The sequence below is a fragment of the Herbaspirillum sp. DW155 genome (assembly GCF_037076565.1).
Taxonomy (GTDB): Bacteria; Pseudomonadota; Gammaproteobacteria; order Burkholderiales; family Burkholderiaceae_D; genus Herbaspirillum.
In genome coordinates this window covers 4,047,611-4,073,477 of record NZ_AP029028.1, presented here as the reverse complement: position 1 = coordinate 4,073,477, position 25,867 = coordinate 4,047,611, and the positions used below count along the sequence as shown (strand labels likewise).

The 25,867-nt window shown below is 63.0% G+C and carries 23 protein-coding genes; 11 read left to right on the top strand and 12 right to left on the bottom strand.

Features of this window, described 5'->3' with window-relative positions:
* Positions 1-9: 9 nt before the first annotated feature.
* Entirely contained in the window at positions 10-180 is a 171-nt protein-coding gene (locus tag AACH55_RS18460; RefSeq protein WP_338716106.1) for a hypothetical protein, read from the top strand.
* Between the two features lie 170 nt (positions 181-350).
* Positions 351-1,511 carry an ABC transporter substrate-binding protein gene (locus tag AACH55_RS18455; RefSeq protein WP_338716105.1) on the top strand — a complete coding sequence of 387 codons (1,161 nt, stop codon included), beginning with the start codon at positions 351-353 and terminating at the stop codon, positions 1,509-1,511.
* Positions 1,512-1,522: 11 nt separating this feature from the next.
* Here AACH55_RS18455 and AACH55_RS18450 read toward each other — a convergent pair whose 3' ends face one another.
* Entirely contained in the window at positions 1,523-2,167 is a 645-nt protein-coding gene (locus tag AACH55_RS18450; RefSeq protein ID WP_338716104.1) for a DUF4136 domain-containing protein, read from the bottom strand.
* A gap of 345 nt (positions 2,168-2,512) precedes the next feature.
* Between AACH55_RS18450 and pepN the strand changes: the two genes are divergently transcribed.
* Positions 2,513-5,209: an aminopeptidase N gene (gene pepN, locus AACH55_RS18445; protein ID WP_338716103.1), complete on the top strand. Its 2,697-nt coding sequence runs from the start codon at positions 2,513-2,515 to the stop codon at positions 5,207-5,209.
* 77 nt (positions 5,210-5,286) lie between these two features.
* Positions 5,287-6,288, top strand: coding sequence for a class 1 fructose-bisphosphatase (locus AACH55_RS18440; RefSeq protein WP_338716102.1), 1,002 nt, complete (start codon positions 5,287-5,289; stop codon positions 6,286-6,288).
* 112 nt (positions 6,289-6,400) lie between these two features.
* Here AACH55_RS18440 and AACH55_RS18435 read toward each other — a convergent pair whose 3' ends face one another.
* The 3 genes from AACH55_RS18435 to AACH55_RS18425 form a co-directional block, all read right to left on the bottom strand.
* On the bottom strand, positions 6,401-7,960 hold the full coding sequence (locus tag AACH55_RS18435) for a sensor domain-containing diguanylate cyclase (protein ID WP_338716101.1): 1,560 nt from the start codon (positions 7,958-7,960) through the stop codon (positions 6,401-6,403).
* Positions 7,961-8,079: 119 nt separating this feature from the next.
* Positions 8,080-8,985 carry an EamA family transporter RarD gene (gene rarD / locus AACH55_RS18430; protein WP_338716100.1) on the bottom strand — a complete coding sequence of 302 codons (906 nt, stop codon included), beginning with the start codon at positions 8,983-8,985 and terminating at the stop codon, positions 8,080-8,082.
* A 150-nt stretch (positions 8,986-9,135) separates the two neighbouring features.
* Positions 9,136-9,459, bottom strand: coding sequence for a hypothetical protein (locus AACH55_RS18425; protein WP_338716099.1), 324 nt, complete (start codon positions 9,457-9,459; stop codon positions 9,136-9,138).
* A 760-nt stretch (positions 9,460-10,219) separates the two neighbouring features.
* Between AACH55_RS18425 and AACH55_RS18420 the strand changes: the two genes are divergently transcribed.
* Together AACH55_RS18420 and AACH55_RS18415 are read left to right on the top strand one after the other, a co-directional pair.
* Positions 10,220-11,029, top strand: a complete 810-nt coding sequence (locus AACH55_RS18420; protein WP_338716098.1) for a transporter substrate-binding domain-containing protein — start codon at positions 10,220-10,222, stop codon at positions 11,027-11,029.
* A gap of 436 nt (positions 11,030-11,465) precedes the next feature.
* The gene (locus AACH55_RS18415; protein WP_338716097.1) at positions 11,466-13,340 is read left to right on the top strand and encodes a methyl-accepting chemotaxis protein; all 1,875 of its coding nucleotides are present in this window, start codon (positions 11,466-11,468) and stop codon (positions 13,338-13,340) included.
* Positions 13,341-13,443: 103 nt separating this feature from the next.
* Here AACH55_RS18415 and AACH55_RS18410 read toward each other — a convergent pair whose 3' ends face one another.
* Positions 13,444-13,692: a DUF3297 family protein gene (locus tag AACH55_RS18410; protein WP_338716096.1), complete on the bottom strand. Its 249-nt coding sequence runs from the start codon at positions 13,690-13,692 to the stop codon at positions 13,444-13,446.
* 171 nt (positions 13,693-13,863) lie between these two features.
* Here AACH55_RS18410 and AACH55_RS18405 point away from each other — a divergent pair, with 171 nt between their 5' ends.
* Positions 13,864-15,243, top strand: a complete 1,380-nt coding sequence (locus AACH55_RS18405; RefSeq protein WP_338716095.1) for an iron-containing redox enzyme family protein — start codon at positions 13,864-13,866, stop codon at positions 15,241-15,243.
* A 138-nt stretch (positions 15,244-15,381) separates the two neighbouring features.
* Positions 15,382-15,504, top strand: a complete 123-nt coding sequence (locus AACH55_RS18400) for a hypothetical protein (protein ID WP_338716094.1) — start codon at positions 15,382-15,384, stop codon at positions 15,502-15,504.
* A gap of 91 nt (positions 15,505-15,595) precedes the next feature.
* Here AACH55_RS18400 and pntB read toward each other — a convergent pair whose 3' ends face one another.
* From pntB to AACH55_RS18380, 4 genes are all read right to left on the bottom strand, one after another.
* Positions 15,596-17,005 carry a Re/Si-specific NAD(P)(+) transhydrogenase subunit beta gene (gene pntB, locus AACH55_RS18395; protein ID WP_338716093.1) on the bottom strand — a complete coding sequence of 470 codons (1,410 nt, stop codon included), beginning with the start codon at positions 17,003-17,005 and terminating at the stop codon, positions 15,596-15,598.
* 2 nt (positions 17,006-17,007) lie between these two features.
* Positions 17,008-18,594: a Re/Si-specific NAD(P)(+) transhydrogenase subunit alpha gene (locus AACH55_RS18390; protein WP_338716092.1), complete on the bottom strand. Its 1,587-nt coding sequence runs from the start codon at positions 18,592-18,594 to the stop codon at positions 17,008-17,010.
* Between the two features lie 72 nt (positions 18,595-18,666).
* Positions 18,667-20,148, bottom strand: coding sequence for an aldehyde dehydrogenase family protein (locus tag AACH55_RS18385; RefSeq protein WP_338716091.1), 1,482 nt, complete (start codon positions 20,146-20,148; stop codon positions 18,667-18,669).
* A gap of 29 nt (positions 20,149-20,177) precedes the next feature.
* Positions 20,178-21,347 carry an iron-containing alcohol dehydrogenase gene (locus tag AACH55_RS18380; RefSeq protein WP_338716090.1) on the bottom strand — a complete coding sequence of 390 codons (1,170 nt, stop codon included), beginning with the start codon at positions 21,345-21,347 and terminating at the stop codon, positions 20,178-20,180.
* Between the two features lie 522 nt (positions 21,348-21,869).
* Between AACH55_RS18380 and AACH55_RS18375 the strand changes: the two genes are divergently transcribed.
* Both AACH55_RS18375 and AACH55_RS18370 read left to right on the top strand, forming a co-directional pair.
* Positions 21,870-22,361, top strand: coding sequence for a FecR domain-containing protein (locus AACH55_RS18375; protein ID WP_338716089.1), 492 nt, complete (start codon positions 21,870-21,872; stop codon positions 22,359-22,361).
* Positions 22,362-22,455: 94 nt separating this feature from the next.
* Entirely contained in the window at positions 22,456-22,974 is a 519-nt protein-coding gene (locus tag AACH55_RS18370) for a phosphate ABC transporter substrate-binding/OmpA family protein (RefSeq protein WP_338716088.1), read from the top strand.
* Positions 22,975-23,099: 125 nt separating this feature from the next.
* Here the strand turns inward: AACH55_RS18370 and AACH55_RS18365 are convergent, their stop codons facing one another.
* From AACH55_RS18365 to AACH55_RS18355, 3 genes are all read right to left on the bottom strand, one after another.
* Complete coding sequence (locus AACH55_RS18365) at positions 23,100-23,402, bottom strand: hypothetical protein (RefSeq protein WP_338716087.1); 303 nt, start codon at positions 23,400-23,402, stop codon at positions 23,100-23,102.
* A gap of 145 nt (positions 23,403-23,547) precedes the next feature.
* Entirely contained in the window at positions 23,548-23,925 is a 378-nt protein-coding gene (locus AACH55_RS18360; RefSeq protein WP_338716086.1) for a response regulator, read from the bottom strand.
* Between the two features lie 271 nt (positions 23,926-24,196).
* Entirely contained in the window at positions 24,197-24,445 is a 249-nt protein-coding gene (locus AACH55_RS18355; RefSeq protein ID WP_338716085.1) for a hypothetical protein, read from the bottom strand.
* A 221-nt stretch (positions 24,446-24,666) separates the two neighbouring features.
* On the opposite strand from AACH55_RS18355, the gene AACH55_RS18350 reads away from it, so the two are divergent.
* Positions 24,667-25,776, top strand: coding sequence for an alginate lyase family protein (locus AACH55_RS18350; RefSeq protein WP_338716084.1), 1,110 nt, complete (start codon positions 24,667-24,669; stop codon positions 25,774-25,776).
* Positions 25,777-25,867: the final 91 nt, after the last annotated feature.

Below are 25,867 nucleotides of genomic sequence, written 5' to 3'. Positions count from 1 at the left end.
GGAACCATCATGGACCAGCCCCCGCGCGAAAGCGGCCTCGACAATCCCATGGGCCATCCGCCCGAGCAGGCGGCCGGCGCCGACGGCTCGCCCAAGTTCGGGCGACTGTTGGCGGTGCTGATCTGCGCGGTGCTGATGATCGTGGTCATCACCTTCGCCAGCGAAGCCTACTTTTCGTAGCGATATCGAAATTTTTCGGTACGAATCTCGCAAGATATCGGTATTTGCCCACGACTATGCGTGGATAACGCATTTTTCCCCGTCTTGATCGTCAAATGCAGCCTTTGGCGTTTGGGTGTTTTCCTTCACCCCAACGCATCCAGGGAAAACATTGTTGGCGGGAGAGGGAGATGGGACGGAGCTGGCGTGTGGCCGCCTTGTGGTGTGGCTGCCTGGCATGGTGGGTGGCAGGGGCGCTGAAGCCGGCGGCGGCCGCCGAGAATGGCGTGACGCCCCAGGAGATCGTACTGGGCCAGTCCGCGCCTTTTACGTGGCCGGCCGCCGAGATCGGGCGGGATTTTCAGGAAGGCGCGCGCAGCTATTTCGCCCAGGTCAATGCCAAGGGCGGCGTGCATGGCCGTCGTGTCCGGCTGCTGAGCCTGGATGACCGTTACGAACCCGAACGCACCCTGGCCAATACCCAGCAACTGATCTGGCGCGACAAGGTATTTGCGCTGTTCGGCTTTTCCGGCACGCCCACCGTCCTGGCGGCGTTGCCGGCCATCCGCGAGGCCGGCATCCCGCTGATCGCCCCGCATACGGGGGCGGCGGTGCTGCGCGAACCCTTCAATCGCCTGATCTTCCACGTGCGCGCCGGCTACGAGCAGGAGACCGACTTCCTGCTGCGCCAGTTGCAGGGCACCGGGCGGCTGCGGGTGGCGGTGTTCTACCAGAACGATGAACTGGGCAAGGGCCTGCTGGACAATCTGCGTCGCCGCGCGGCCGTCTATGGGCTGACCGTGGTGGGCAGCCTGCCCATCGAGCGCAACAGCGATGCCGTCGCCGCCGCTGCCGAACAGTTCATGCAGATGCGGCCGGATGTGGTGATTCAGGCAGTTTCCTACCAGCCGGCGGCGGCGCTCATCATGCGCATGCGTGCGGCGGGCTACCTGGGCGGTTTTTCCAACTATTCCTTCGTCGGCAGCCAGTCGCTGGTAGCGCGCCTGCAGCAGGCCGGCGTCGGCACCGAGATCACCCAGGTCGTCCCGTTCCCCAACAAGGCCAGGCTGCCCATCGTCTACGAGTACCAGAAAGCCATGGAAGGCAACCCGGGCGCCGGCTGCAACTTCATCGGCCTGGAAGGCTATATCGCCGCCCGCGTGCTGGTCGAGGGCCTGCGCCGTGCCGGTCCGCAGCTCACCCGCGCGGGCCTGATCCGGGCACTCGAAAGCATCACCCCCGCCAACTACGATGGCGGCGGCTTCAGCCTGCACTTCAGCCGCACCGACCACAGCGGTTCGGATTTCGTCGACCTCACCGCCATCGGCGCCGGTGGCCGCTTCATCAACTAGTGGCTGGCGCCTTACTCCACCGGCTGGCCGTTCTTGTCTACCTTGATGCGGATATGCCGGGTCACCCCGCTGGGGCCGGGGAAGTCGTCGAAGGCCGCGCGCACCATGGCCGGCATGGCCGCCGTCAGACCGGCGCTCTGGCCCTCGCTGTCCACCACCACGTCGAACAGTTTCTTGCCGTCGGCCTGGCTGATGCCGATCTGCAGCCGCCGCAGGAAGACCGGATAGCTGGTCGTCTGCATCGGACCGCCATACCAGAACGGATCATAGAACGGTCCATAGGGCCCGTAGAAGCCGAACGGGCGCGGCCCGAAACGGCCCCAGCCGGGCCCGTAGAAGAAGGGATCGTAGGCCGGCTGGGTGACCACGACCTGCCCGGTATTCATGCCGTAGCTGAAGCTGACCTGCAATTGCGCCGCCTTCAGGTCGGGCGCTTCGGTAAAGCCCAGGAACTGCAGCTCCTGACGGATCAGCCCGGCGTAGTTCTGGTATTGCAGGTCGTTTTCCTGCTCCTTGGCCGGGGCGAAGGCATAGGCCTTCTGGTTGTAGTCGGGCGACCAGGCGTGGAAGGACGTGACGTTGCTCTCGATCACCGAGGCGCAACCGGACAGCAGCAGGCTGGCCGCTGCGAGCAAGAGATAAAGCCAGCGTTTCATGAACAGACTCCATTGAAAAAAGCCAGGCGCCGGGCGTAAGGCTGGGCTGACGGGGGGATCAGGGCGCATCGGCAGACTGCCCCATGCCGGGGCAGGTGCCGGGTCCGCCATTGTAGTGCGAGATGGTGCGCCCGGTCCCGCGATGACTCATGCCGTGCACGAGCGCTCCGTGAGGGGCGGCACGAGCGCATTTCCGGCCGATTCCGTTCGCGCTATGCGGGATGATTGGTAAAATCGGGTTTTTGCTGCACTTGAACAGGCTTTTGACCGAATTAGTCTTCAGCTTTAGCCTTCACGTTTGGTTTCACTTTTTTACCTCCAATTTCCCTTCCCGGACAGGCCTCCATGCGCACCGATACGCCCCAGACGATCTACCGTAAAGACTACGCCGCTCCCAACTACCTGGCCGATATCGTCGAGATGGGTTTCGATCTCGACCCCGCCAACACCCGCATCGCCACCCGCATCACCCTGACCCGCAACCCGGCCGCCAGGGGCCGCGACCTGGTGCTCTTCGGCGAAGAGCTGGAGCTGGTGGCCCTGCGCCTGAACGGCAAGACGCTCACGCAGGCCAAGGGTGACTTCCGTATCGCCGGCGGCGTGCTGACCATCCCCGCCGCTCCGGCCAAGGTGACGCTGGAGATCGAGACCCTGGTGCATCCGGAGCGCAATACCTCGCTCATGGGCCTGTACGTGTCCAACGGCAACTTCTTCACCCAGTGCGAAGCCGAGGGCTTCCGCAAGATCACCTACTTCCCGGACCGTCCGGACGTGATGGCGAAATTCACCGTCATGCTGCGCGCCGACAAGTCGCGTTACCCGGTGCTGCTGTCCAACGGCAACCTGATCGAAGAGGGCGATCTGCCCGATGGACGTCACTACGCCAAGTGGGAAGATCCGTTCAAGAAGCCCTCCTACCTGTTCGCCCTGGTGGCCGGCAACCTGGTCTGCCAGGAAGAAACCGTGCGCCTGCACTCGGGCCGCGATGCGCTGCTGCAGGTGTGGGTGGAAGAGGGCAACCTCGACAAGACCCAGCACGCCATGGAGTCGCTGAAGAACAGCATCACCTGGGACGTCGAACGCTTCGGCCTGGACCTCGACCTGGACCGCTTCATGATCGTCGCCGTGGGCGACTTCAACATGGGCGCCATGGAAAACAAGGGTTTGAACATCTTCAACACCAAGTACGTGCTGGCCAATCCGCGCATTGCCACCGATGTGGATTTCGCCAACATCGAAGCGGTGGTCGGCCACGAATATTTCCACAACTGGACCGGCAACCGCGTGACCTGCCGCGACTGGTTCCAGCTGTCTCTCAAGGAAGGCCTGACCGTCTTCCGCGACCAGGAATTCTCGGCCGACATGATCGGCAGCGACAGCGGCCGTGCCGTCAAGCGCATCGACGACGTGCGCGTGCTGCGCCAGGCGCAGTTCCCGGAAGATGCCGGCCCGATGGCCCATCCGGTGCGGCCCGATTCCTATGTCGAGATCAACAATTTCTACACCGTCACCGTCTATGAAAAAGGCGCGGAAGTGGTGCGCATGTATCAGACCCTGCTGGGCCGTGAGGGCTTCCGCAAGGGCATGGATCTCTACTTCAAGCGCCACGATGGACAGGCCGTGACCTGCGACGATTTCCGCGCCGCCATGGCCGACGCCAATGGCCGCGACCTGTCGCAATTCGAACGCTGGTACAGCCAGGCCGGCACGCCCCTGGTGCAGGCCAGCGCCGATTACGATGCCAAGCGCAAGACCCTGACCCTGACGCTGGAACAAAGCTGCCCCGTCACGCCCGGCCAGAAGAAGAAACAACCCTTCCACATCCCCGTGGCCGTGGGCCTGCTGGATGCGCAGGGCCACGACCTGGCGCTTACGCTGCAAGGCGAGAAGAAGGCCGGTGCCACCACCCGCGTGCTGGAACTGACCAAGGCCAGGCAAAGCTTCACCTTCATCAACGTCGATGAAAAACCGGTGCCGTCGCTGCTGCGTGGTTTCTCCGCGCCGGTGGTCCTGCAGTTCGACTACAGCGATGCCGAACTGGCCTTCCTGATGGCCCATGACAGCGATGCCTTCAACCGCTGGGAAGCCGGCCAGCGCCTGTCCACGCGCCGTCTGCTCACGCTCACCGTGGCGGTGCAGGCGGCGCGCCAGTCCGGTCATGTGGTGGCGGTCGATACCGTGCTCAACAACATCGAGCACGACGGTGCCCTGGCCGAGGCCCTGCGCGCCACGCTCAAGGACGAGTCGCTGGACCCGGCCTTCCGCGAGCTGGTGCTGACCCTGCCCTCGGAAACCATGATCGCCGAACAGATGGAAGTCATCGATCCGCACGCCATCCATGTGGCGCGCCAGTTCCTGCGCCGCTCGCTGGCGCGCGAACTGCGTGATGACCTGCTGGCGGCGTACCACGCCCACCAGACTCCGGGCGCCTACAGCCCCGACGCCGCCTCCGCCGGCCACCGGGCCCTGAAGAACGTGGCCCTGTCCTACCTGGCCGAACTGGATGACGAAGAAGCCATGGCCCTGGCCCGGCAGCAGGACCAGGATGCCAACAACATGACCGACCGCCTGGCCGCGCTGTCGGCCGTATTGAACAGTGCCGCGCCCGGCAAGAGCGAAGCCCTGCAGCGCTTCTATGCCGAGTTCGAAGACGAAGCCCTGGTCATCGACAAGTGGTTCACCCTGCAGGCCACGGCCCGCAATGCCGATGTGAACACCGTGCGCACCCTGACCGAGCATCCGGCCTTCACGCTCAAGAACCCCAATCGTGCACGCAGCCTGATCTTCAGCTTCTGCAACGGCAACCCCTCGGCCTTCCATGCGCTCGATGGCAATGGTTATGCCTTCTGGGCTGAACAGGTGATCGCCCTGAATGCCAGCAATCCGCAAGTGGCGGCCCGCCTGGCGCGTAGCCTCGATCGCTGGCGCAAGTACACCCCGGCGCTGCAGGAAAAGATGCGCCTGGCGCTGCAACAGGTCGCGGCCACGCCCAATCTCTCGCGCGACGTGGCCGAAGTGGTCACCAAGGCACTGGCCAACTGATCATTGAAAAAACATATTAAAGCGCCGCTTATCCATTCGATTCATTCATCATAAAAACCACTGCAAGGAAGACCACCATGAAACGCATCAGCCTCACGCAACACCTGATCGAGCAGCAGCGTCTGCACAACAAGATCCCGTCCGAACTGCGCCTGCTGATCGAAGTCGTCGGCCGTGCATGCAAGTCGATCTCGCATGCGGTCGGCAAGGGCGCGCTGGGCGAAGTGCTGGGCAGCGCCGGCAGCGAGAACGTGCAGGGCGAAGTGCAGAAGAAGCTGGACGTGATCTCCAACGAAATCCTGCTGGAAGCCAATGAATGGGGCGGCCACCTGGCGGCCATGGCCTCGGAGGAAATGGAGACCATCCACCGCATTCCCAACCGCTATCCCAAGGGCGAATACCTGCTGATGTTCGATCCGCTGGATGGCTCTTCCAACATCGACGTGAACGTCTCCATCGGTACCATCTTCTCGGTGCTGAAGGCCCCCGAAGGCATGACCGAACCCAGCGAGCAGGACTTCATGCAGCCGGGTACCAAGCAGGTCGCCGCCGGCTATGCCGTCTATGGTCCGCAGACCGTGCTGGTGCTGACCACCGGCGACGGCGTGCACTGCTTCACCCTGGACCGCGAAATGGGTGCCTGGGTGCTGACCCAGAAGGACATCAAGATTCCCGAAGACACCAAGGAATTCGCCATCAACGCCTCCAACCAGCGTCACTGGTTCCCGCCGGTCAAGCGCTACGTCGATGAAATGCTGGCCGGCGTCACCGGCCCGCGCGGCAAGGATTTCAACATGCGCTGGATCGCTTCCATGGTGGCCGATGTGCATCGCATCCTCAACCGTGGCGGCATCTTCATGTACCCGGCCGATGCGCGTGAGCCGGGCAAGCCGGGCAAGCTGCGCCTGATGTACGAAGCCAATCCGATGGCCTTCATCGTCGAGCAGGCAGGGGGCGCGGCCACCGATGGCCAGCAGCGCATCCTCGACATCCAGCCGGAAAAGCTGCACCAGCGCGTGGCCGTGTTCCTGGGATCGAAGAATGAAGTGGAGCGCGTGACGTCCTACCATCAGGAGTAAGCCGATACGCAGCCTTCGTCCAGGACGAAGGCTGTCATCCGTTCTTTGCAAAAAAAGATGCCGCCCGGTTTGCGCCGGGCGGCATCTTTTTTGCGCAGAGGATGGCGTTCGCTCAGTGCGGCGCGGCCGGCATGGCGGCTTGCGCCAGCCGCACCTGGTTGCGGCCGCCATGCTTGGCTTCGTAGAGCGCGGCATCGGCGCGGCCCAACAGGTCTTCCAGCGAGCGCTCGCCCGGGGGGAGCAATTCCATCGCACACACGCCGGCGCTGGCCGTCACCACCCCGCGCGGATTGCCGCGATGGGGCAGGTCCAGTGCCTGGATGCCGGCCCTGATCTTTTCGGCCACCTGCATGGCTCCGGTGGCATCGGTCTCGGGCAGCAGCATCACCATTTCCTCGCCGCCATAGCGCGCCGCCAGGTCGCCGGGACGGCGCTGGCGTTCCTTCAACACGGCGGCGATGCGGCGCAGGCATTCGTCGCCAGCCTGATGACCATAGAGATCGTTGTACTGCTTGAAGAAATCCACGTCGATCATGATCAGCGACAGCGCCGAGCCACTGCGCAAGGCACGACGGAACTCGGCCTGCATGACGGTATCGAGATGACGCCGGTTGGCCAGGCCCGTCAGGCCATCCTGGTGCGCCAGCAATTCCAGGCGCTGGTTGACCTGGTGCAGTTCGCCCATGACCTGCAACGCGCGATCCTCGGCGACCAGGCGCAGTTCGATCTGGCCGATCAGGCGCCAGCCGAACAGGCCGATGATGATCAACAACAGCAGTACGCCAGAGCCATAGACGATGGTCTGCTGGCGCCAGGGGGCCAGGGCTTCATCTTTGGAGACGGCTACGGTCACCAGCAACGGGAAGCCGGTCACTGGCTGATAGGCGATATAGCGGTCGATGTGGTCCAGCGGTGAAACGATTTCCGCATGGCCGCTCTGCTGGCTGGCCAGCACCGCCTGCATGCCGGGGTCCTGGTTGAGATCGCGGCTGATGTAGGCCGGCTCGAAGGGCTGGCGGGTGAGCACGATGCCGGGGCGCAGAATGAGGACGATGGAACTGTCGCGACCGATGTCCACCGTCTGGTACAGCGCATTGAAGTGATCCAGCCGCAAGGTCGCCAGCAGCACGCCGGCAAAGCGGCCATCCGGATGAGTCAGGCGGCGCGACATGGGGATGACCCACTGGCCGGTGCTGCGGCTGATCAGGCTCGGATGAATGCGCGGCTCGGGATCGTCGTGGTCGCGGTGGTAGATGAAATAGTTGCGGTCGGCATTGTTGGCGTCGTTCTGCCGTGGCGGCGACGAACTGGCCACGCGGTTGCCCTGGGCATCGTAGATGTAGAGCCCGTCCAGTTGCGGCATCTCGCTGGCCAGCCTGCGCAGGATCGGGCTCATCGCATGGATCTGTGCCCCGCTCGCCCCGCTTTCGTCGATGCGGTCGCTGATATTGATCAGCGTGCCATGGGTCGCCTGGAACACGTCATAGGCATGGCGCGCCAGGGCGCGTGCGATGTTGCTGGAATAGGTGCGGGAATTTTCCACCTGCCCCGCCCGTGCGGCCAGACTCTGCCACAGGTGGCCTGCAGCGATGGCCGCGCAGATCAGCACGACGAACAGACGCGCCCGCCGCGCTACCGAATGGCGCGCAACCCGTCCTGCCTTTGCCAGCATTGGCCGCATAGGTGATCTCCCCCTCCCGCCGGCCTGATCCCTCCCCAGGGTTGACCGATGGCATCAGTATAAGGAGAAGCTCCGGTTCTGCTGGCTCCGATCAGTCCGCAAAAAAGCCCTCAATTCATGGGCTCAGGCGCCGGCTGGCGCATCAGCCTGATGCTGTGCATTGCGGTCAGCAGTACCGACAGCCAGATCGGCACGTAGGTGCCCAGTTGCGCCACGTGCAGGCTCTCGCCCAGCACCACCATGGCCACCAGCACCAGCAGCACCGGTTCCACATAGCCCAGGATACCGAACAGGCTCATGGGCAGCAGCTTGCCGGCGCGCAGGTAGCTGGTCAGGGCGATCATGCTGAGCACCCCCAGGCCCGGCAGCAGCAACCACATGGCCGGCGTGTGCAAGATGGATACCGAGGCGGGACTCAATATCAGGTCCACCAGCGAAGGCAGGGCCAGCACCATCATTTCCACCGCGAAGATGAGCATGGAATCGAGGCGGATACGCCGGCGCAGGATGAAGTAGGGGGGATAGCCCAGCGCCACCGTCAGCGTCGGCCAGGAAAAGGCGCGCGTCATCCACAGCTCGTGCGCCACGCCGATGCAGGCGCACAGCACCGCCAGGCGTTGCAGCAGGTCCATCTTCTCGCCATAGTAGAAACGCCCTACCAACACCATCGACAAGGGCAGCATGAAATAGCCCAGCGAAATCTCCAGCGCCCGGCCATTGACCGATCCCCACAGGAAGATCCACTGCTGCAAGCCCAGCAAGGCCGACATCAGCAAGAGCAGCAGCACGCTTGCCGGACTGCCCAGCAGTTCGGCCATGGCCGCACGCAGGCGCGGCAGCTCGCCGCGCCAGGCCAGCAGGCCCAGCACGCAGAGCAGCGTGATGACGATGCGCCAGGAAAAGATGTCCGTACCATCCAGTGGCGCCAGCAGACGGGTGTACCCGGAAAGGAAAGCAAACAGGGAAGAGGCCAGCACGGACAGGCCGATGCCCCGGCCGAGAAGTTGAGGATTCATCGCAGGATCAGGTGCATCCGGCGCAAAGGAGAGGCACCGGCAAAAGCGCGATTCTACGGCAAGCCGGGCCAGCGGGTACGCAGGCAAACAAAACGCCCCGGCCGGGGCCGGAGCGCTGAGGTCGACGCGAGAGAAAAGTTATGCCGAGCCTTATGCACCCGGAGAAGTGCCCAGCGGGCCGTCCTTCTGTTCACGCGCATAGTTGTTGGGACGGCCGTTGGGAACCTCATAGCTCTTGGGGTCGGTGTACTGCCCGTTCTGGCCGCTTTCCTGCACGGCAGCCGGCGAGCTAGTCTGGTCGCCCTGATAGTTGTAGTACTGCGAAGACGAGGAAGAGGACGACGGCGCAGCATCATATTGCTGCTGCGGTGTGCCCTGCATGGCGCCGCTGCTCTGGTCATACGACTGGGCATAGGCGCCGCCGGCGAAGGTGGTAGCGGCGAGCACGGTGGCGGTGAGGAAGGTCTTGGTCATGGCTGTTCTCCTTTATCCTGGGTTGTGCATTCGATGCGACGTGAATGCAGTCGGAACGTCCGAACTTCAGTGGCGTCAGTGGTAAAAGCATCTGCGCACTCGGCGGGGTTGGCCTTCGTTTTCCGCAAGGCAGGCAAACAGATGGCGGATGCCTGCAATGCCTGAAAACTTGGCTTCATCTTAAAAAGCGCAAAGCGCTGCGACAGTCGGAAAGGCCTGCATGTTCTTGTCGGATTTTTCGCGCGTGTCTGACAGCGGCGCCAAGGGCGCACGCCCGTCCTCCCGTGGTTTATGGCAGTGATGCAGAACCGAGTTGCGTAAAGCTCATCCATGCGCGAGGGGCGCCGGTGAAGGCATCCGGAACATCTCGGCTGCGAGTGAAAAAACCTGTGCAAGGCGAAACCGGCGTCAGTGTGAAAGCTGACACGGCGGCCCCATTTCGTTACAAGACGTATCGTTGCGTGAACACGGGGCGCACGTCACTCCCGCAGGCAGTGGCAAGAACGAGTTTGTGTGAGGATGTGATCGTGCGGCTTCATCTGCGTCGATGGCCGCACCGATGGAACGCGGCGAATACGTCAGTGCGTGTTGACCTGGAACAGATTTGCGCGCCATACCTGTCGCAAAAAATGCGTATCTGTCCCGGAGGGTGCGAAATGCATTTTGGTGTAGGCACCCGTCGGGTTATCCTCAAGACGACATGATCTGCTCGCAGCTGCCTGCACAGGATGGCTGACGAAGCCAGCAAAAAGGGGGAACCATGCACATCACATCTTGCGCTGCCAGGCTTGCCGCGCTGGCGTTGATGATCGCGCCGCTCGGCGTTGGGGCGGCCGATTGCCGCAAGGTCGTCATCTCGGCCGATTCGGATTACGCGCCCCTGCACTGGTATGACGGCAAGCGTCTCACGGGCGCCAGTATCGAGATCGCCACGCGCGCGTTGAGCGCCCTCAACATTGCCTATGAGGTGCGCTATGTCGGCCCGTTCAGCCGCGTGCTCAAGGAAGCCGAGAGCGGCGAAGTGGCCATGGTGGCCTCGCTCAAGAACACGCCGGAGCGCCAGCAATATCTGGCCTTTGCCTCGGTGCCCTTGTTTCCCAATCCGATTGCGGTCTTCGTGGCACGCGACCAGCGCTTTGCTTATGCCGGGTGGAAGGACCTGATCGGCAAGCGCGGCGCCATTACGGTGGGCAACCAGTTCGGTGGCGGCTTCGATGAATTCATGCGCGACCATCTCACCATCGAGACGGCGCAAAAGTTTTACATGAATTTCAGCAAGCTTGATTCGGGCCGTATCGATTACCTCATTACCGGTTACTACAACGGCGTGATCTACCTGAACCAGTCAGGGCAGGCCGATCGCTTCGTCCCGCTGCGTCCCTTCGTCACCGAGACCGACAACTACATCGCCATGAGCCGCGCCAATCCCTGCGTGAAACTGCTGCCGCGGATCAACGCGCAGCTGGAGGCGATGCAAAAGCGCGGCGAACTGCGCGCCGTGCTGCAAAGTTTCGAAACTGACCTGCGCATCGATGCGGTGGGCCCGGAGGAAAGCGGCCGCGCCAGGTAACGGCGCGCATTCTCAGGATGGCTTTTCCCTTTCCCGGATAGCTGGTGATGTGTGGTGAGTATGCGTGAGGTCTGGTGAGACTTAGCGCGTGGATGGTCTCTATTTCTTGGCTTGAGGAACTCTGCCAGATCAGCCTTGGTCTAGCCTTGACTCGTGTTAACCACGAGTTACGCGGTGAGATGAGAAAGTCGACATTCAACAACGAAAACTCACCGAACCAAAAATTCAATTTGTCGGGACCGCGAATTTCATTAGAATTTCCCAAATGCAAAAGCCCCGACTAGCGGGCTTTCGGCGCAACGGAGCGTCTCGCGCAGCAGCGCAAGCGGCCAACGACGGCCCTATCCTCCACATCAACACCAATAACCTCATGCGCGCCTGGATCAATCATCTTAATTACTCACGTAAGTTCGTCCTCATCGGGACACTCGCTTTCATGCTGTTCATCGTGCCCACCACGCTGCTGGTGCGCACCAATCTCGAAGAGCTGGTCACTGCCCAGCGCGAAGGTCTGGCCATCGAGCCCGCCCGTGAACTGCTGTTGCTGCTCAAACAGGTGCAACAGCATCGCGGCCTCTCGGCCCTCTATCTGGCCGATGGCGACGGCGCTGCCGCCACCCGCATGGAGCGCCAGAAGGAAGTCGATGCCACCTTTGAGCGCGTGCGCACCAGCCTGCTGCCGCTCAAGGACAAGACACTCAACGACACCCTGGACGGTCTTGCCGCCGACTGGCGCGCGCTCGCGCAAAGCATCGCCGCCAAGTCCATCAGCGGTGCCCAGAGCAACCTGCAGCACGCCGCACTGATCAAGCGCGAACTGGATCTCATTGATGACGTCGCCAACAGTTCCGGTCTGGCGCTGGAAGCGGAAGCCTCACTGTTCTACATCCAGCGTGCCGTCATGAGCGAACTGCCGCAACTGACCGAGGCATTGGGTCAGGCCCGTGCACGTGGCGCGGTGATGCTGGGCCGCGGTCAGGCCGATGCCGAAGAACGCGCCCGCATGGAAAACCTCTCCGACCGCGCCCGCCGCAGCTATGAAAGTGCGCGTCGTTCGCTGGCCCTGGCGGCCGGCCGTCAGGCTCTGCCGACTGAGGTGGAGAGTGCGCGCACGGCGGCCGTCGCGGCCGCTGACGAAGCCTTCAAAATGGCCGACAGCGCCATCGTGCGCGCCGACCAGCTCACCATGCCGGCCCCCCAGTGGGTGAGCACGATGACGCGCATCATCGATACGCAATTCACTCTGGTCAACGCGTCCTTTGACATGATGCGCGGTGAGTTGCAGGCCAAGATCCCGCGTCTGCGCAATGAGCTGATCCTGCTGTGCGTGTCGCTGGCGGCGCTGGCACTGGCCGCGCTGTGGGTGATGGTGGCCATCACCCGTGCCACCACGAGCGCCATCGGTGAGGCAGTGCGCCTGACCGAAGCCGTCTCGGCGGGCGACCTGACCCAGCATGTGGAGGTCAGGGGCAGCGATGAAGTGGCGCGCCTGCTGCAGGCCATGCAGGCCATGACGGCACAACTGAGCAAGGTGGTCGGCAGCGTGCGCAGCAATTCCGAAAGCGTGGCCACGGCCAGCGCCCAGATTGCCCAGGGCAATGCGGACCTGAGCAAGCGCACCGAAGAGCAGGCCAGCGCCTTGCAGCAGACCGCTGCGTCGATGGAAGAACTGGGTTCGACCGTACAGCAGAATGCCGATAGCGCACGCCAGGCCGGCCAGCTGGCGCGCGATGCCGCCGATGTGGCCAGCCAGGGGGGCACGGTGGTGCAGCAGGTGGTGCAGACCATGCAAGGCATCCACGCCAGCTCGGACCGTATCAGCGACATCATCGGCGTGATCGATGGCATCGCCTTCCAGACCAACATCCTGGCGCTCAATGCGGCGGTAGAAGCGGCCCGTGCCGGCGAGCAGGGACGTGGCTTTGCGGTGGTGGCCACCGAGGTGCGCAGCCTGGCCCAGCGTTCGGCCACGGCCGCGCGCGAGATCAAGGAACTGATTACCGCCAGCGTCGATCAGGTGGGTCAGGGTACGCAACTGGCGGACCAGGCCGGCAAGACCATGGAAGAGGTGGTCAATTCGATTCGCCGCGTCAGCGACATCATGGTCTCCATCAACGCCGCCACGGCCGAGCAGAATACCGGCATCGCCCAGGTCGGGCAGGCGGTGGCGCAGATGGATAGCACCACGCAGCAGAATGCGGCGCTGGTGGAAGAAAGTGCCGCGGCGGCCATCAGTCTGTCCGGCCAGGCGCGCGAACTGGTGCAGGCAGTGGCCGTGTTCCGGGTCGGACGGGCGGCGTTGGAGGGGTAAGCCGACGTAGCCGCGTCATCCAAAAAAACAGAAGGCCCGCAGCATTGCTGCGGGCCTTCTTGTATCCGGAAAAGGAAATGGGTTCAGTAACCGATGCAGGCCCTCAACGATAGAAAGGCTCGACCCGCCCCTTCAGCTTGGTCAGCATGGGCTGGCCCTTGCGGTCCAGTGCGCGGCCGGCGGGAACCTTGATCCAGCCTTCGCTGATGCAGTACTCGCTGACGTTGTTGAATTCCTTGTCGTTGAGCTTGATGCCGATGTCGTGCTCGAAAATGGCCGCATCGTAATGCGGGCTGCGGGGATCGATGCTGAGGCGATCGGGGAGGGCGGGGCGTTGTGCGGTATCGTTCATGGCCGCGATTATCGGACATAAAAACCGCCAAGACAATGGCTGGCCGGCCCCCCGTGCTGCAACGTCCTACCGCGCGCCGGGCTTTCTCCGACACCAATGCTGGCCGCCCGCTGATAGCGCTGCCGTGCCGCGCATCGCATGCTGCAAGCATCTGACTATGCGCGAGGATGTATGCGATCTACCGTCGAGGAAATGCAGGCCGCCCGCTCGGCCGCCCAGGCCTACCGCCACCAGCCCGGCAGCTTGCAGGCTGCCCACGTGTATGCGCAGCTGTTCGTGCCGGTGCCCGACGAGGCGGCCCTGGCGATGGGGCAGGACTACCTGCTGCAACAGATGGAGCAGGCGGCCGGCCTGCCCTGCGATCTGCCTGGCCATCCTGCTGCGCTGGCCGGATGGATGGAGGGGCGCACCGGCGAAGTCGCCCGCGCTTACGAAAGCTACCTGAAGGAGCGCCAGCAAGGCGCGCCACGCCGCTACTTCAGCGGCAAGGCCCATGCCCTCAATTTCCTGCGCCGCGTCGCGCCCACCAAAATGGTCGATGGCGCCTGGCTTTACAGTGCGGTCAAGCGCTGGCGCGATCCGCTCTACCGCCCCTTGATCCTCACTTATCTGGAAGAGCTGGGCGATGGCGATGCCGCCATGAATCACGTGACCCTCTACCGCAGCCTGCTGGCCGCCCACGGCTGCGAGCACGGCCCTGCGCTGTCTGATGAGCATTATGTCCAGGGCGCCATCCAGCTGGGCCTGGCGCATCACGGCGAGCAGTTCGCGGCCGAGGTGTTCGGCTTCAACCTCGGCTACGAACAATTGCCGTTGCATCTTCTCATCACCGCCTACGAACTCAATGAACTGGGCATCGATCCCTATTACTTCACCCTGCACGTGACCATCGACAACGCTGCCAGCGGTCATGCACGCAAGGCCGCCGAAGCGGTTGCGCAGGCCGCGGCACAGGCGTCTGATACGCCAGCTTTCATGGAGGGCGTCAGGCGCGGCTATCTGCTCAATGAACTGGGTGCCAGCACGTTGGGCGTGATCCGGTCGTTCTCGCTGCAGGACGAAGTGGTGCAGGTGCTGACCAGCAAGGCTCCGTTCGGCCGCATGATGCATTCGGACTATTGCCGCATCGGCGGCAAGACCGTCAACCAGTGGCTGGAACAGCCCGAGGGCATGGCGCGCTTCCTGGAGGAGATGCAAAAGGCCAACTGGATCACACGCGGCAAGGAGGCCAGCCAGAGCCGCTTCTGGCGCCTGATCGATGCGGCCGGGGGCCAGATGTTCGGGGTCTTCGACGGTTACGAAAAGCAGGTCATCCGCGAATGGATCGAAGAGGGCTGGAGCGATGGCCGTCGCCAGCCGACTTTCCGCGCCTTGGCCCGAGGCCGTGAAAACGCCGCTGCCGAAGCTCCCGCCGTGCCGGCGGTCGCCTTGCGCGAGGTGGATCTGGATGCCCTGGTGGCCGACCTGGCACCGGGCCGCCACCACATCGTGCCCGGCCTGGAGGCCACCCGGCTCTACAGCCAACGGTATCGCCGGGCTTGCGTGGCGTGAGGTCGTGGCGCGCCGGTCGGCTATAATGTCGGGCCTCGGCCGTTGGACACCCGCCTGGAGGCCGTATGAAGCTTCAGGCGCGTTCACGGCGGTTCAACCCGTCAACTCGCCGGCCCAGCGCCGGCTGCTGGAGAAACCATGAACAATCGTGCAAGAAAACGCCTGATCTACCGTCGTCACCGCATCGGCATGCTGATCGCCGCGATCGAATCCCTGATCGCCCTGGAAGAATCGATGCTGGAAGCCAAGCAGGCTGCCTGAGTCCATCTCTGCCAGCACACTGCCCACAAAAAAAACCGACCCATGCAGGTCGGTTTTTTTGTGGGCAGTGCTTGCGCGCAGAGCGGATGAATCAGCCCTTCAGCGCAAGCAACACCTCATCGAGCATCTTCTTGGCATCGCCAAACAGCATCCGCGTGTTGTCCCGGTAGAACAGCGGATTGTCCACACCGGCATAGCCCGAAGCCATCGAGCGCTTCATGACGATGGCGCACCTGGCTTTCCAGACCTGCAGCACCGGCATGCCGGCGATGGGGCTGGCGGGATCGTCTTCGGCGGCCGGATTGACGATATCGTTGGCGCCGATCACGATGGCCACGTCGGTCTCCGGGAAGTCGTGGTTGATCTCATCCATTTCCATCACGATGTCGTAGGGCACCTTGGCCTCGGCCAGCAGCACGTTCATGTGACCAGGCATGCGGCCGGCGACCGGGTGGATGCCGAAGCGCACCTGGACACCGCGTTCGCGCAGCCATGCCGTGATTTCCCACACGGTGTGCTGGGCCTGGGCCACCGCCATGCCGTAGCCCGGCACGATGATGACGCTCCTGGCTTCTTTGAGCATGGCCGCCGTGTCCTCGGCGCTGATGGCGGTGACCTCGCCGGCGATGGCCGCCTGAGCGCCCTTGAGCGCCGCACCACCGGTGCCGAAGCCACCGGCAATCACGCTCAGGAAGTTGCGGTTCATGGCCTTGCACATGATCGAGGAGAGGATGGCCCCGGACGACCCCACCAGCGCGCCGGTCACGATGAGCAGGTCGTTGGAGAGGATGAAGCCGGTCGCCGTCGCGGCCCAGCCGGAATAGGAGTTGAGCATCGACACCACCACCGGCATGTCGGCGCCCCCGATGGCCATCACCATGTGGATGCCAAAGAGCAGGGCCAGTCCCGTCATGATGAGCAAGGGAAGCAGTCCTTGTGCGGTACTGGCCGCGCCCACGAAGTCGACCGCCAGCCAGATCATCAGCAGCAGACAGGCCAGGTTGAGCCAGTGACGTGCGGGCAGCATCAGGGGCTTGCCGCCGATCTTGCCGGCCAGCTTGCCGAAGGCGATCAGCGAGCCGGAGAAGGTGACCGCGCCGATCAGCACGCCGATATAAATTTCCACCTTCAGGATGATGCTGCCGGCGCCTGCGGCGGAACCGGCATGGCTGAAGTAGGACACGAAACCGATCAGGCTGGCCGCCAGGCCCACCAGGCTGTGCATCAACGCCACCAGTTCCGGCATCTGGGTCATCTTGATGCGCCGGGCGGCGATCAGTCCGATGCTGCCGCCGACCAGGATGGCGCAGATCAGGTAGGGCAGGCCGCGCATCGTCACGTGCGGACCGAAGATCGTCGCCAGGATCGCCACGGCCATGCCGATGATTCCGTAGACGTTGCCGCGCCGTGCGGTTTCCGGGTTGGACAGGCCGCCCAGGCTCATGATGAACAGGACGATGGCACCGATGTAGCTGGTGGTCACAAGAGAGGAGGGATTCATGATTATCCTTGTTTGCGGAACATCGCCAGCATGCGGCCCGTCACGGCGAAGCCACCGAACATGTTCACCGCCGTCAGCACGATGCCGGCAATGGCCAGGGCGAACAGCAGATAGGAGGCGGGCGTGCCTGACGATCCCAGTGCCGGGCTGACCTGGGTCATGGCGCCGATGGCGATGATGCTGGAGATCGCATTGGTCACGCTCATCAATGGGGTATGCAGGGAAGCGGTCACGTTCCACACCACCATGTAGCCGACGAAGCAGGCCAGGATGAAGACGGTGAAGTGTTCCAGAAACTCGGTCGGCGCATAGCTACCCACCAGCCACAGCAGTACGGCGGCGACGCCCCCGAAGATCAGCGGGCCCCAGCGTGAGGCGGGTTTCTTCACCGCAGCCGTCGTGGCTTGCGGGGCGGTTGCGGGTGGACTGGCGGCGGGCTTGGCCGGAGCTGCCGCCGGCTTGATCGCTGGCGGTGGCCAGGTCACCGTACCGTCCTTGAGCACGGTGGCACCGCGGATCATGTCGTCCTCCATATTGACCAGCAGGGTGCCGTCCTTGGCCTTGCAGAGTTCTTCGGTCAGACGCAGCAGGTTGGTCGCGTAAAGCGTGCTGGATTGCCTGGCCAGGCGCGAGGGCAGATCGGTGTAGCCGATGATCGTGACGTCGTGGCGCACCACGACTTGGCCTGGTACCGTCAGTGCGCAATTGCCGCCCTGTTCGGCGGCCAGGTCGACGATCACGCTGCCGGGACGCATGCTCTGCACCATCTCGTCGGTAATCAGCTTGGGCGCCGGTTTGCCCGGCACCAGCGCAGTGGTGATGATGATGTCGATGTCCTTGGCCTGCCCGGCGAAGACCTGGCGCTGGGCTTGTTGATAGCCTTCGCTCATCACCCTGGCATAGCCGCCGCCACCGGAGCCTTCTTCCTCATAGTTGACGCCGACGAACTCGGCACCCATGGACTTGATCTGGTCGGCCACCTCCTGGCGTGTATCGTTGGCGCGCACCACGGCGCCCAGCGAAACCGATGTTCCCAGCGCAGCCAGGCCTGCCACGCCGGCGCCGATGACGAACACCTTGGCCGGCGGCACCTTGCCTGCCGCCGTGATCTGTCCGGTGAAGAAGCGGCCGAAATGATTGGCCGCTTCGATCACGGCACGGTAGCCGGCGATGTTGGCCATCGAGGAGAGCGCATCGCACTTTTGTGCGCGCGAAATGCGGGGAATGCAATCCATGGCCAGCACCGTCGCACGCCGGGCCGCCAGTGCGGTCATCAGTTCGGCGTTTTGTGCCGGCCAGATGAAACTGATGAGCGTGGCGCCTTTCTTCATCAGGGCGACTTCGGCCAGGGAGGGGGCGCGCACTTTGAAAATGAGGTCGGCTTCCTGCCAGACCTGTTGCGGGGAAGCGGCGATGGTCGCGCCGGCTGCGTGGAAAGCTTCATCGGGCATGCTGGCCGGGGTACCCGCCTGGGTTTCGATCAGCACCGGGAAACCCAGCGCAATCAGTTTGGTGACCATCTCGGGCGATGCCGCCACGCGTTTTTCTTCAGGAAATATCTCTTTGGGTATTCCAACCGTGAGCGCCATGTTCATTTCCTTTGTGAGGCTTGCGCAAGAGCGCCCGGGACGGGCGGCTCTTGCGAGAGTGATGCGTAGTGCTTAGTAAAGACCGAGCTTGGCCTCATCCATGCTGATGAAGATGTTCTTGCACTGCGAATAGTGCTCCAGCATCATCTTGTGGTTTTCGCGCCCGATACCGGACTTCTTGTAGCCGCCGAACGGTGCGTGTGCCGGCAACTGGTTGTAGGTGTTGACCCACATGCGTCCGGTCTCCACGCCCGAGGCCACCCGCAGGGCGGTATTGAGGGTCTTGGTCCACACCGCGCCACCCAGACCGAAATCGCTGTCATTGGCCATGGCGATGACTTCCTCTTCATCCTCGAAAGCAATGACCGCACCGACCGGGCCAAAGATTTCTTCTCGCGCAATGCGCGAGTTGTTGGTGGTCGCAATCAGGGTGGGTTCCATGAAATTGCCGTTGAGCAGTTCAGAGCGGCCAACGCGATTGCCGCCGATGAGGACTTCGCCTTCCTGGCGGCCGATATCCACATAGCCCAGCACCGTCTTGAGTTGGTGCGCGTTCACCAGCGGCCCCATCTGCGTGTTGGCCAGCCAGGGCAGGTTGACGTTGACCTTCGAGAAGGCCTTGCCGGCTTCCTCGACGAAGCGGTGGTAGATGCTCTTGTGCACGAAGATACGTGAGCCCGCGCAGCAGACCTGCCCCTGGTTGAAGAGGATGCCCAGCTGCACGCCTTCGATCATCTTTTCCCAGGGGGCATCGGCGAAGATGATGTTGGCCGACTTGCCGCCCAGCTCGAGGGTGGAGGGGATGAGTTTCTTGGCGGCGGCTTCGGCGACCGTATAACCGATATCGGTGGAGCCGGTGAAGGCCAGTTTGCGGAAGCCTTCGTGCTCCAGCATGTAATTGCCGGTGGTGGAACCCTTGCCGGTAACGATGTTGACCACGCCCTTGGGCAGGATGTCCTTGAGCACCTTGCCCAGTTCCAGCAGGCTCAACGATGTATCCGAAGACGGCTTGATCACCACGCAGTTGCCGGCGGCCAGTGCGGGCGCCAGTTTCCAGGCGGCCATCAGGAAGGGGAAATTCCATGGAATGATCTGGCCGACCACGCCGATGGGTTCGCGCAGGATCAGGCTCAGGGTGTTCTTGTCCAGGCGCGTGGCGCTGCCTTCATCGGTACGGATGGCGGCGGCGAAATAACGGAAGTGATCGATGCCCGAGGGGATGTCCACGGCCAGGGTTTCGCGGATGGGCTTGCCGTTGTCCAGCGTTTCGACCATGGCGAAATGCTGCGCCCTGGCCTCGATGGCGTCGGCGATCCGGTTCAGGAAGCCGGCGCGCTCAGCCGGGCTGGTGTCCTTCCAGGTTTTGTAGGCCGACCACGCGGCCTGCACGGCGGCATCGACGTCTTCGCGGTCGGCATTGGCGCAGTGCGCCAGCAGTTCGCCGGAAGCCGGGTTGATGGACGTGAATTCATTGCCGGAACGGGCGGGAACCCATTCGCCATTGATGAGCAACTTGTACTGCTGGTCGATATGTTCGGTATGCAAGGCGTTCATGATGATGACCTTTCGGAAAACAAACGGGCTCAGCCCTGATGGGCCTGGCGGAAGATGGCGACCACCTGCTCCAGCGTGGCCGTGCGTGGATTGGTGAGCTGGCAGGCGTCCTTCTTGGCATTGGCGGCCATCAGTTCGAAGTCGCTCTCCTTGACGCCCAGCACAGCCAGATTCGGAGGAATGGCCACATCGCGGGCCAGTTGCCGGATCGCCTTGATGGCCTTGTCGGCCGCCTCCATCACCGGGAGATTGGCGATTTTTTCACCGAGGGCATCGGCGATGTCGGCGTAGCGTTGCGGGCAGGCGATGAGGTTGAAGCTGCACACCTCGGGCAGCAGGATGGCATTGCACACGCCGTGCGGCAGATTGTAGAAACCGCCCAGCTGGTGTGCCATCGCGTGGACGTAGCCGAGCGAGGCATTGTTGAATGCCATGCCGGCCAGGTATTCGGCATAGGCCATCTGGTCGCGCGCTTGCATGTGCTGGGCGTTAGCCACGGCCGGACGCAGCCATTGCGCGATCAGCCGGATCGCCTGCAGGGCGCACGCATCGGTGATGGGCGTGGCCGCCGTGGAGACGTAGGCTTCGATGGCATGGGTGAGCGCATCCATGCCGGTGGCGGCGGTGAGGGAGGCCGGCATGTCCTTCATCAGCAGCGGATCGTTGATGGCCACGTTGGGCGTGCAGCGCCAGTCCACCAGGGCCATCTTCACGTGATTGTCGGTATTGGTGATGATGCAGAAACGCGTCATCTCGCTGGCCGTGCCGGCCGTGGTGTTGATGGCCAGGAAGGGCGGCATGGGCTTGCTGGTCTTGTTCAGCCCTTCGTAGTCACGGATGTTGCCACCGTTGCTGACCACCATGCCGATGCCCTTGGCGCAGTCGTGGGCGCTGCCCCCTCCGAGGGACACGATCGCATCGCAATCCGAAGCGCGGTAGAGCTGCACACCCGCTTCCACATTCTTGTCGGTCGGATTCGGGTCGGAGCCGTCATAAACGGTGACGGCCAGGGCGGCGCTCTCGAGGATGGCCTTGATCTTGTCTGCCGTGCCCAGCCTGACCATGCCGACGTCAGTGCACAGGAACACGCGTCGCGCGCCCAATGCCCTGGCCTGCAAGCCGACTTCCTCGGCGCAACCCACACCCATCAGCGATACGTTTGGCATGTAGAAGCCAAAGGTCTGATTTGCCATTGCCATAGTGTTCTCCTGATTGCAAAACAACGGCGCCGGGCCGAGACGGTCCGTGTCTGTTCGCGTGAGGAGATACTAGGCTTCCCGATGGGGGCTACATTGACCTATCGCAAAACCGAAACGTAAGGAGTCGTAAGCTTTTTTATTGTTGAGCTGTATTTGATTCTGCACCGTTCATGCAAAAACATCTGTCTTGGTTTTTACCGACGATGCGCGCAAAAGGGCGGTCGATGCTGACAAATCGCTGTCGCCACGCCGCCGGAGAAATGCGCAATCTCATCATCATGCCCTCCTGCGCATGACAGCCATGCAAGCGGACTGCTCAACACGCCGTAAGTCGGTCCGTGCATTGAGATGTAAAGAAGTGTTGACGCCCTGGACGGTTTTCCGCGAAATTGCGTCGCAGCATCGTCCTCCGGGGCGAGATGGATGACAGCCTGGTGACAAGAGAGGCGATAAGCGCGGCAATCGGCAGCGCTTCTCGCCGCCCGCAGTGACTGCGGCCTCACAACAGCAAAGGAAACGGGCATGAGTATCACAAGGGCAGGGTGCGCGCGCATGGCGTTGCGGATAGGCGGCTGGGGGCTGGCCGCCGCCATGCTGTTGACCCAGGGCAGTGTGTCAGCGCAGGAGAGTACAGCCAGCCAGGCCGGCATCATCAAGGTTCTGCAAGGCGATGTGCGCGCCGAGCGCAACGGCAAGAGCCGACCGCTGGCCGTGGGCGAGCGTCTTTATGCGGGGGATCGTGTGGTGACGGCAGCCTCCGGCGAGGTCGGCTTCACCTTGCGCGACGACACGCTCATTTCGCTGGGGCCCAACAGTGATTTCCTGCTGGAGCGATTTGCCTACAACGACAAGACCGATGAGGGCGGCATCGCCGCGCGCCTGGCCAAGGGCACGCTGCGCTACGTGTCGGGACTGATCGGCAAGCGGGCACCGGAGAGCCAGTCGCTGTCCACACCGACGGCCACCATCGGCATCCGCGGCACCGACTTCATCGTGGAGGTGGGCAGTGAATAAGCATCTGAATAAGCTGAATAAGCATCTGACGCTTTGTGCAACGATCTCCCTGCTCCTGCTGACGGCGGGATGCGCCGGTCGCACGGAGCGTTTCGTGCTGCTGCCGCAACCCGATGGTTCGGCCAGCAGCATCGTGGTCAAGACCGCCAGTGGCGAGACGACGTTGAATGCGCCCTATGCAGCGGTCGAGACGCGCGGGGGCAAGGCCGGGCCGGCCCAGACGATTTCCGCCGCCGAGGTGGAGCGTCGCTATGTCGAGGTCATGCGCAGCCTGCCCGCACGTCCGCGCAGCTATGACCTCCTGTTCGAACTGGGCACGGACCGCCTGACCCCCGCGTCGCAGGATCTGTTGAAGAAGGCCGTGGCCGAGATCAAGGAATTTCCGGCAGGCGAGTTCATCCTCACGGGCCATGCCGACAACATCGGCAGCGATGCCATCAATGATGCCTTGTCACTGCGGCGTGCGCGCCTGATCGAGCGCGAGTTGCAACGTGCGGAAGTGAAGGCGTTGAGCATCGAGGTTATCGGCAAAGGCGCGCGCGATCCACGCGTACCGCAGAAACGCGGTGTGCCTGAACCGCGCAATCGCTTCGTCGAGATCAAGATCCGCTGAGTGATCCGATGCTGGCCTGTGCGGGTGGGATGAAGCTGCGGCGAGGAAGAGGAGAGCAGGCGCACCGCCCCTGATGGCAGAGGCGGGCGCGCGCACCTGCCGCGAAGGCAGGCGCATCCGCGATATCAGCTGTTCTTGTGGCTTTGCTGGCCGGCCTTCACGTGCTGCTCATGCGTGCCGCCACGGGTGGAGTCACCCTGCTGCTGACCGGAGCCGCTGCTGCTCTGGTTCTGCTGGTCGTTCTTGTGGCTCTGCTGCCCGGCTTGCACGTGCTGTTCGTGCGATCCACCACGCGTGCCGCCACCTTGCTGCTGACCGGAGCCGCTGCTGCTCTGGTTCTGCTGGTCATTCTTGTGGCTTTGCTGTCCGGCCTGAACGTGCTGCTCGTGGGAACCGCCGCGGGTACCGCCTTGATTCTGGTTCGACATGATTTCACTCCTTGATGGATGCCCTGCGCTCATGCGCAGTCATTGCATGATCGCGCCGGCTGCGCGCGACAGGCATCGGTGAAGCTCCCTTGATGGTGTCAGCGTCGGCTGTCGGACGGGTATCGTCTTCGTTACCCGCTGCTGCCTACTGTACGGCTTCGATGGTGGAGAGCAGCTGATCGAACGAGCAGGGTTTGGTGAGCAGGGCCGAGAACACCTCCAGTGCCTGCCACGAATTGACCATGGGCGTGGCACTGAGCAGCACCACCGGAATGGCGCACAGGCGCGCATCACCTTTGATCCGCGTGGCCAGTTCCAGGCCATCCATGACCGGCATGCGCAGATCGGTCAGTACCACATCGACCACTTCATGCACATCGGCCATCCGGGCCAGGGCATCTTCGCCGTTACCGGCTTCCACCACCTGATAGCCCACGCTCTGAAAAACTTCCGCAAAAATACTGCGGACATCCTTGTTGTCTTCGACGATCAGCAAGGTACGAGCGCGAGGGCGCGGATTCATGAGGCGGTCTCCGGGTGGATGGGCTACGTCCTGACACCAGAACGAACGGCTTCGCGATTATGTGGCCGGGACCGACGTGCGTGCATCAGTCAATTCCTGATTTGCAGGAAAGCCGGGCTGACAGCATCGTAAGAATATGCGCGTCACCTCTGCGTCATCGCGTGAGCCCCCGGGGAGCAGGCCATCCTCGTCCGGACGACACTGTTGCGCAGGCGCATGAATGAGGGAAACTATTTATATAATTTTTCTGACCCGGATGCGGTCGGCCGTATCAGGAAAAACTCAATTCCAGACCCAGCATCCGGGAGATGAAAAAGGTCGCGGCCCCCAGCACCACCAGCGACACCACGAAGAGCAGCGCCACCTTGCCGCTCGCGCGCAGCACGGCGCGCCGTTCTGCCTGCTTGCCTTTCCTGCCCTGATCGTAGTGCCACTTGATGGCATAGAACATGCCGATGCCAAGCACGGCAACCTTGAAGATGATGAAGACGATTGGAACCCAATCCATGATGTTGACCATTCGATTCGCTGGGAGAAAAATCCGGTGCCAGCTTTGCGAATCTGAAAGTAGCAGAGGTAAGCCACTGTCTCCGTAACAGTGTTCGCTGCATTCTAACCAGAGCGGCGCAGGTCGGTCCAGCAGACAAGATCCATACAAGCCCATGTGCTGTGCGGGTTGCGTGCACGCAATCTGCCGCCGCGGCGTTAGGAGTGTCCTGTCCTCCTTCCGGATACACCGACATGCCTCTCAAACGACCTTCTGCGGGACTTGCCCGTCTACTTTTTCCCGAAGCCAGCCGGCAAGGGCATCCGCGACGCCCCGACCATTGGCTCCTGATCGTCACGGCTGCGTTGCTGACCCTGGTGCCGCTCCATGGATGGGCCCAAGCGTCCTGCAACCCGCCGTCGCCGGCGCAACTGGGCGCGCTGCGCCGTGCAGTGGACAAGAACCTGGCGCCGCAGCCGCGTGCGATTGCGCACGTCCATACCGAAGGAACCTTGCCGCATCAAGGTATCCGGGATGCCAGTATCGAGGCCGAGCACGACTGGCCGCTGATGCGCCAGCTCGCGCAATTATGGCAGGCCCGCCATGATCCCGAAGACGCCCGGCAACTTTCGCGTCTGATGAGCGCCTGGGCCGAGGTCTATCAGCCTGACTTCAACCCCATCGACGAGACCGCTCTGGATGCCTACATCGATGCGTATGCCATGGCCCGTGACGCCCTGGATGCGGACAGCCGCAAGCTCGCCGGCCAGTTCATCCGCACCCTGGCCGAAGGGTATCTGCAGCAGATGGAGAGCGGCTTCCGGCCCCGCGACGGGCGCTGGGTGAACAACTGGAATTCGCATCGCGTCAAGCTGGCAGTGCTGGCGGCAGCTGCACTGGGCGACGAGAACTTATGGGGCCGTGCGCGCCGGGCCTTCGCCACACAGATCGGCCGCAACATCCTGGACGATGGCAGCACCCTCGATATGGAGGAGCGCGATGCCCTGCATTATGTGGTCTATGACCTGGAGCCACTGGTGCGTGCAGCTCAGACCGCCCAGGCGAGGGGAGAGCATTGGCTGACGCTCAAGGGCAGCGGCGGCCGCAGCCTGGCTGACGCGCTGAACTGGCTGATGCCGTATGCGGAAGGTAGCAGAACCCATGAGGAATTCATCCATTCCAGGGTTCCCTTCGATGCCAGGCGCAGGGATGCCGGCTTGCCCGGCTATGCCGGACAATGGGAGCCGAAGGGCGCGGCCCGTCTGTATGCGATGGCGGCCACGCTGGATGATCGTTATGCAGCGCTGGCGCGGCAATTAGATCCGGATGGTCGATTGCTGCTCACCTGCTGGGGCATGCCGTAGCGGGGGGGGCGTTGCCTCCGGATCTGTTACCACTCCGTGGCTGTATCGGCCCGGCCGATGAGAAACCCCTCGAGCCTCTCCTGCTGAGCTG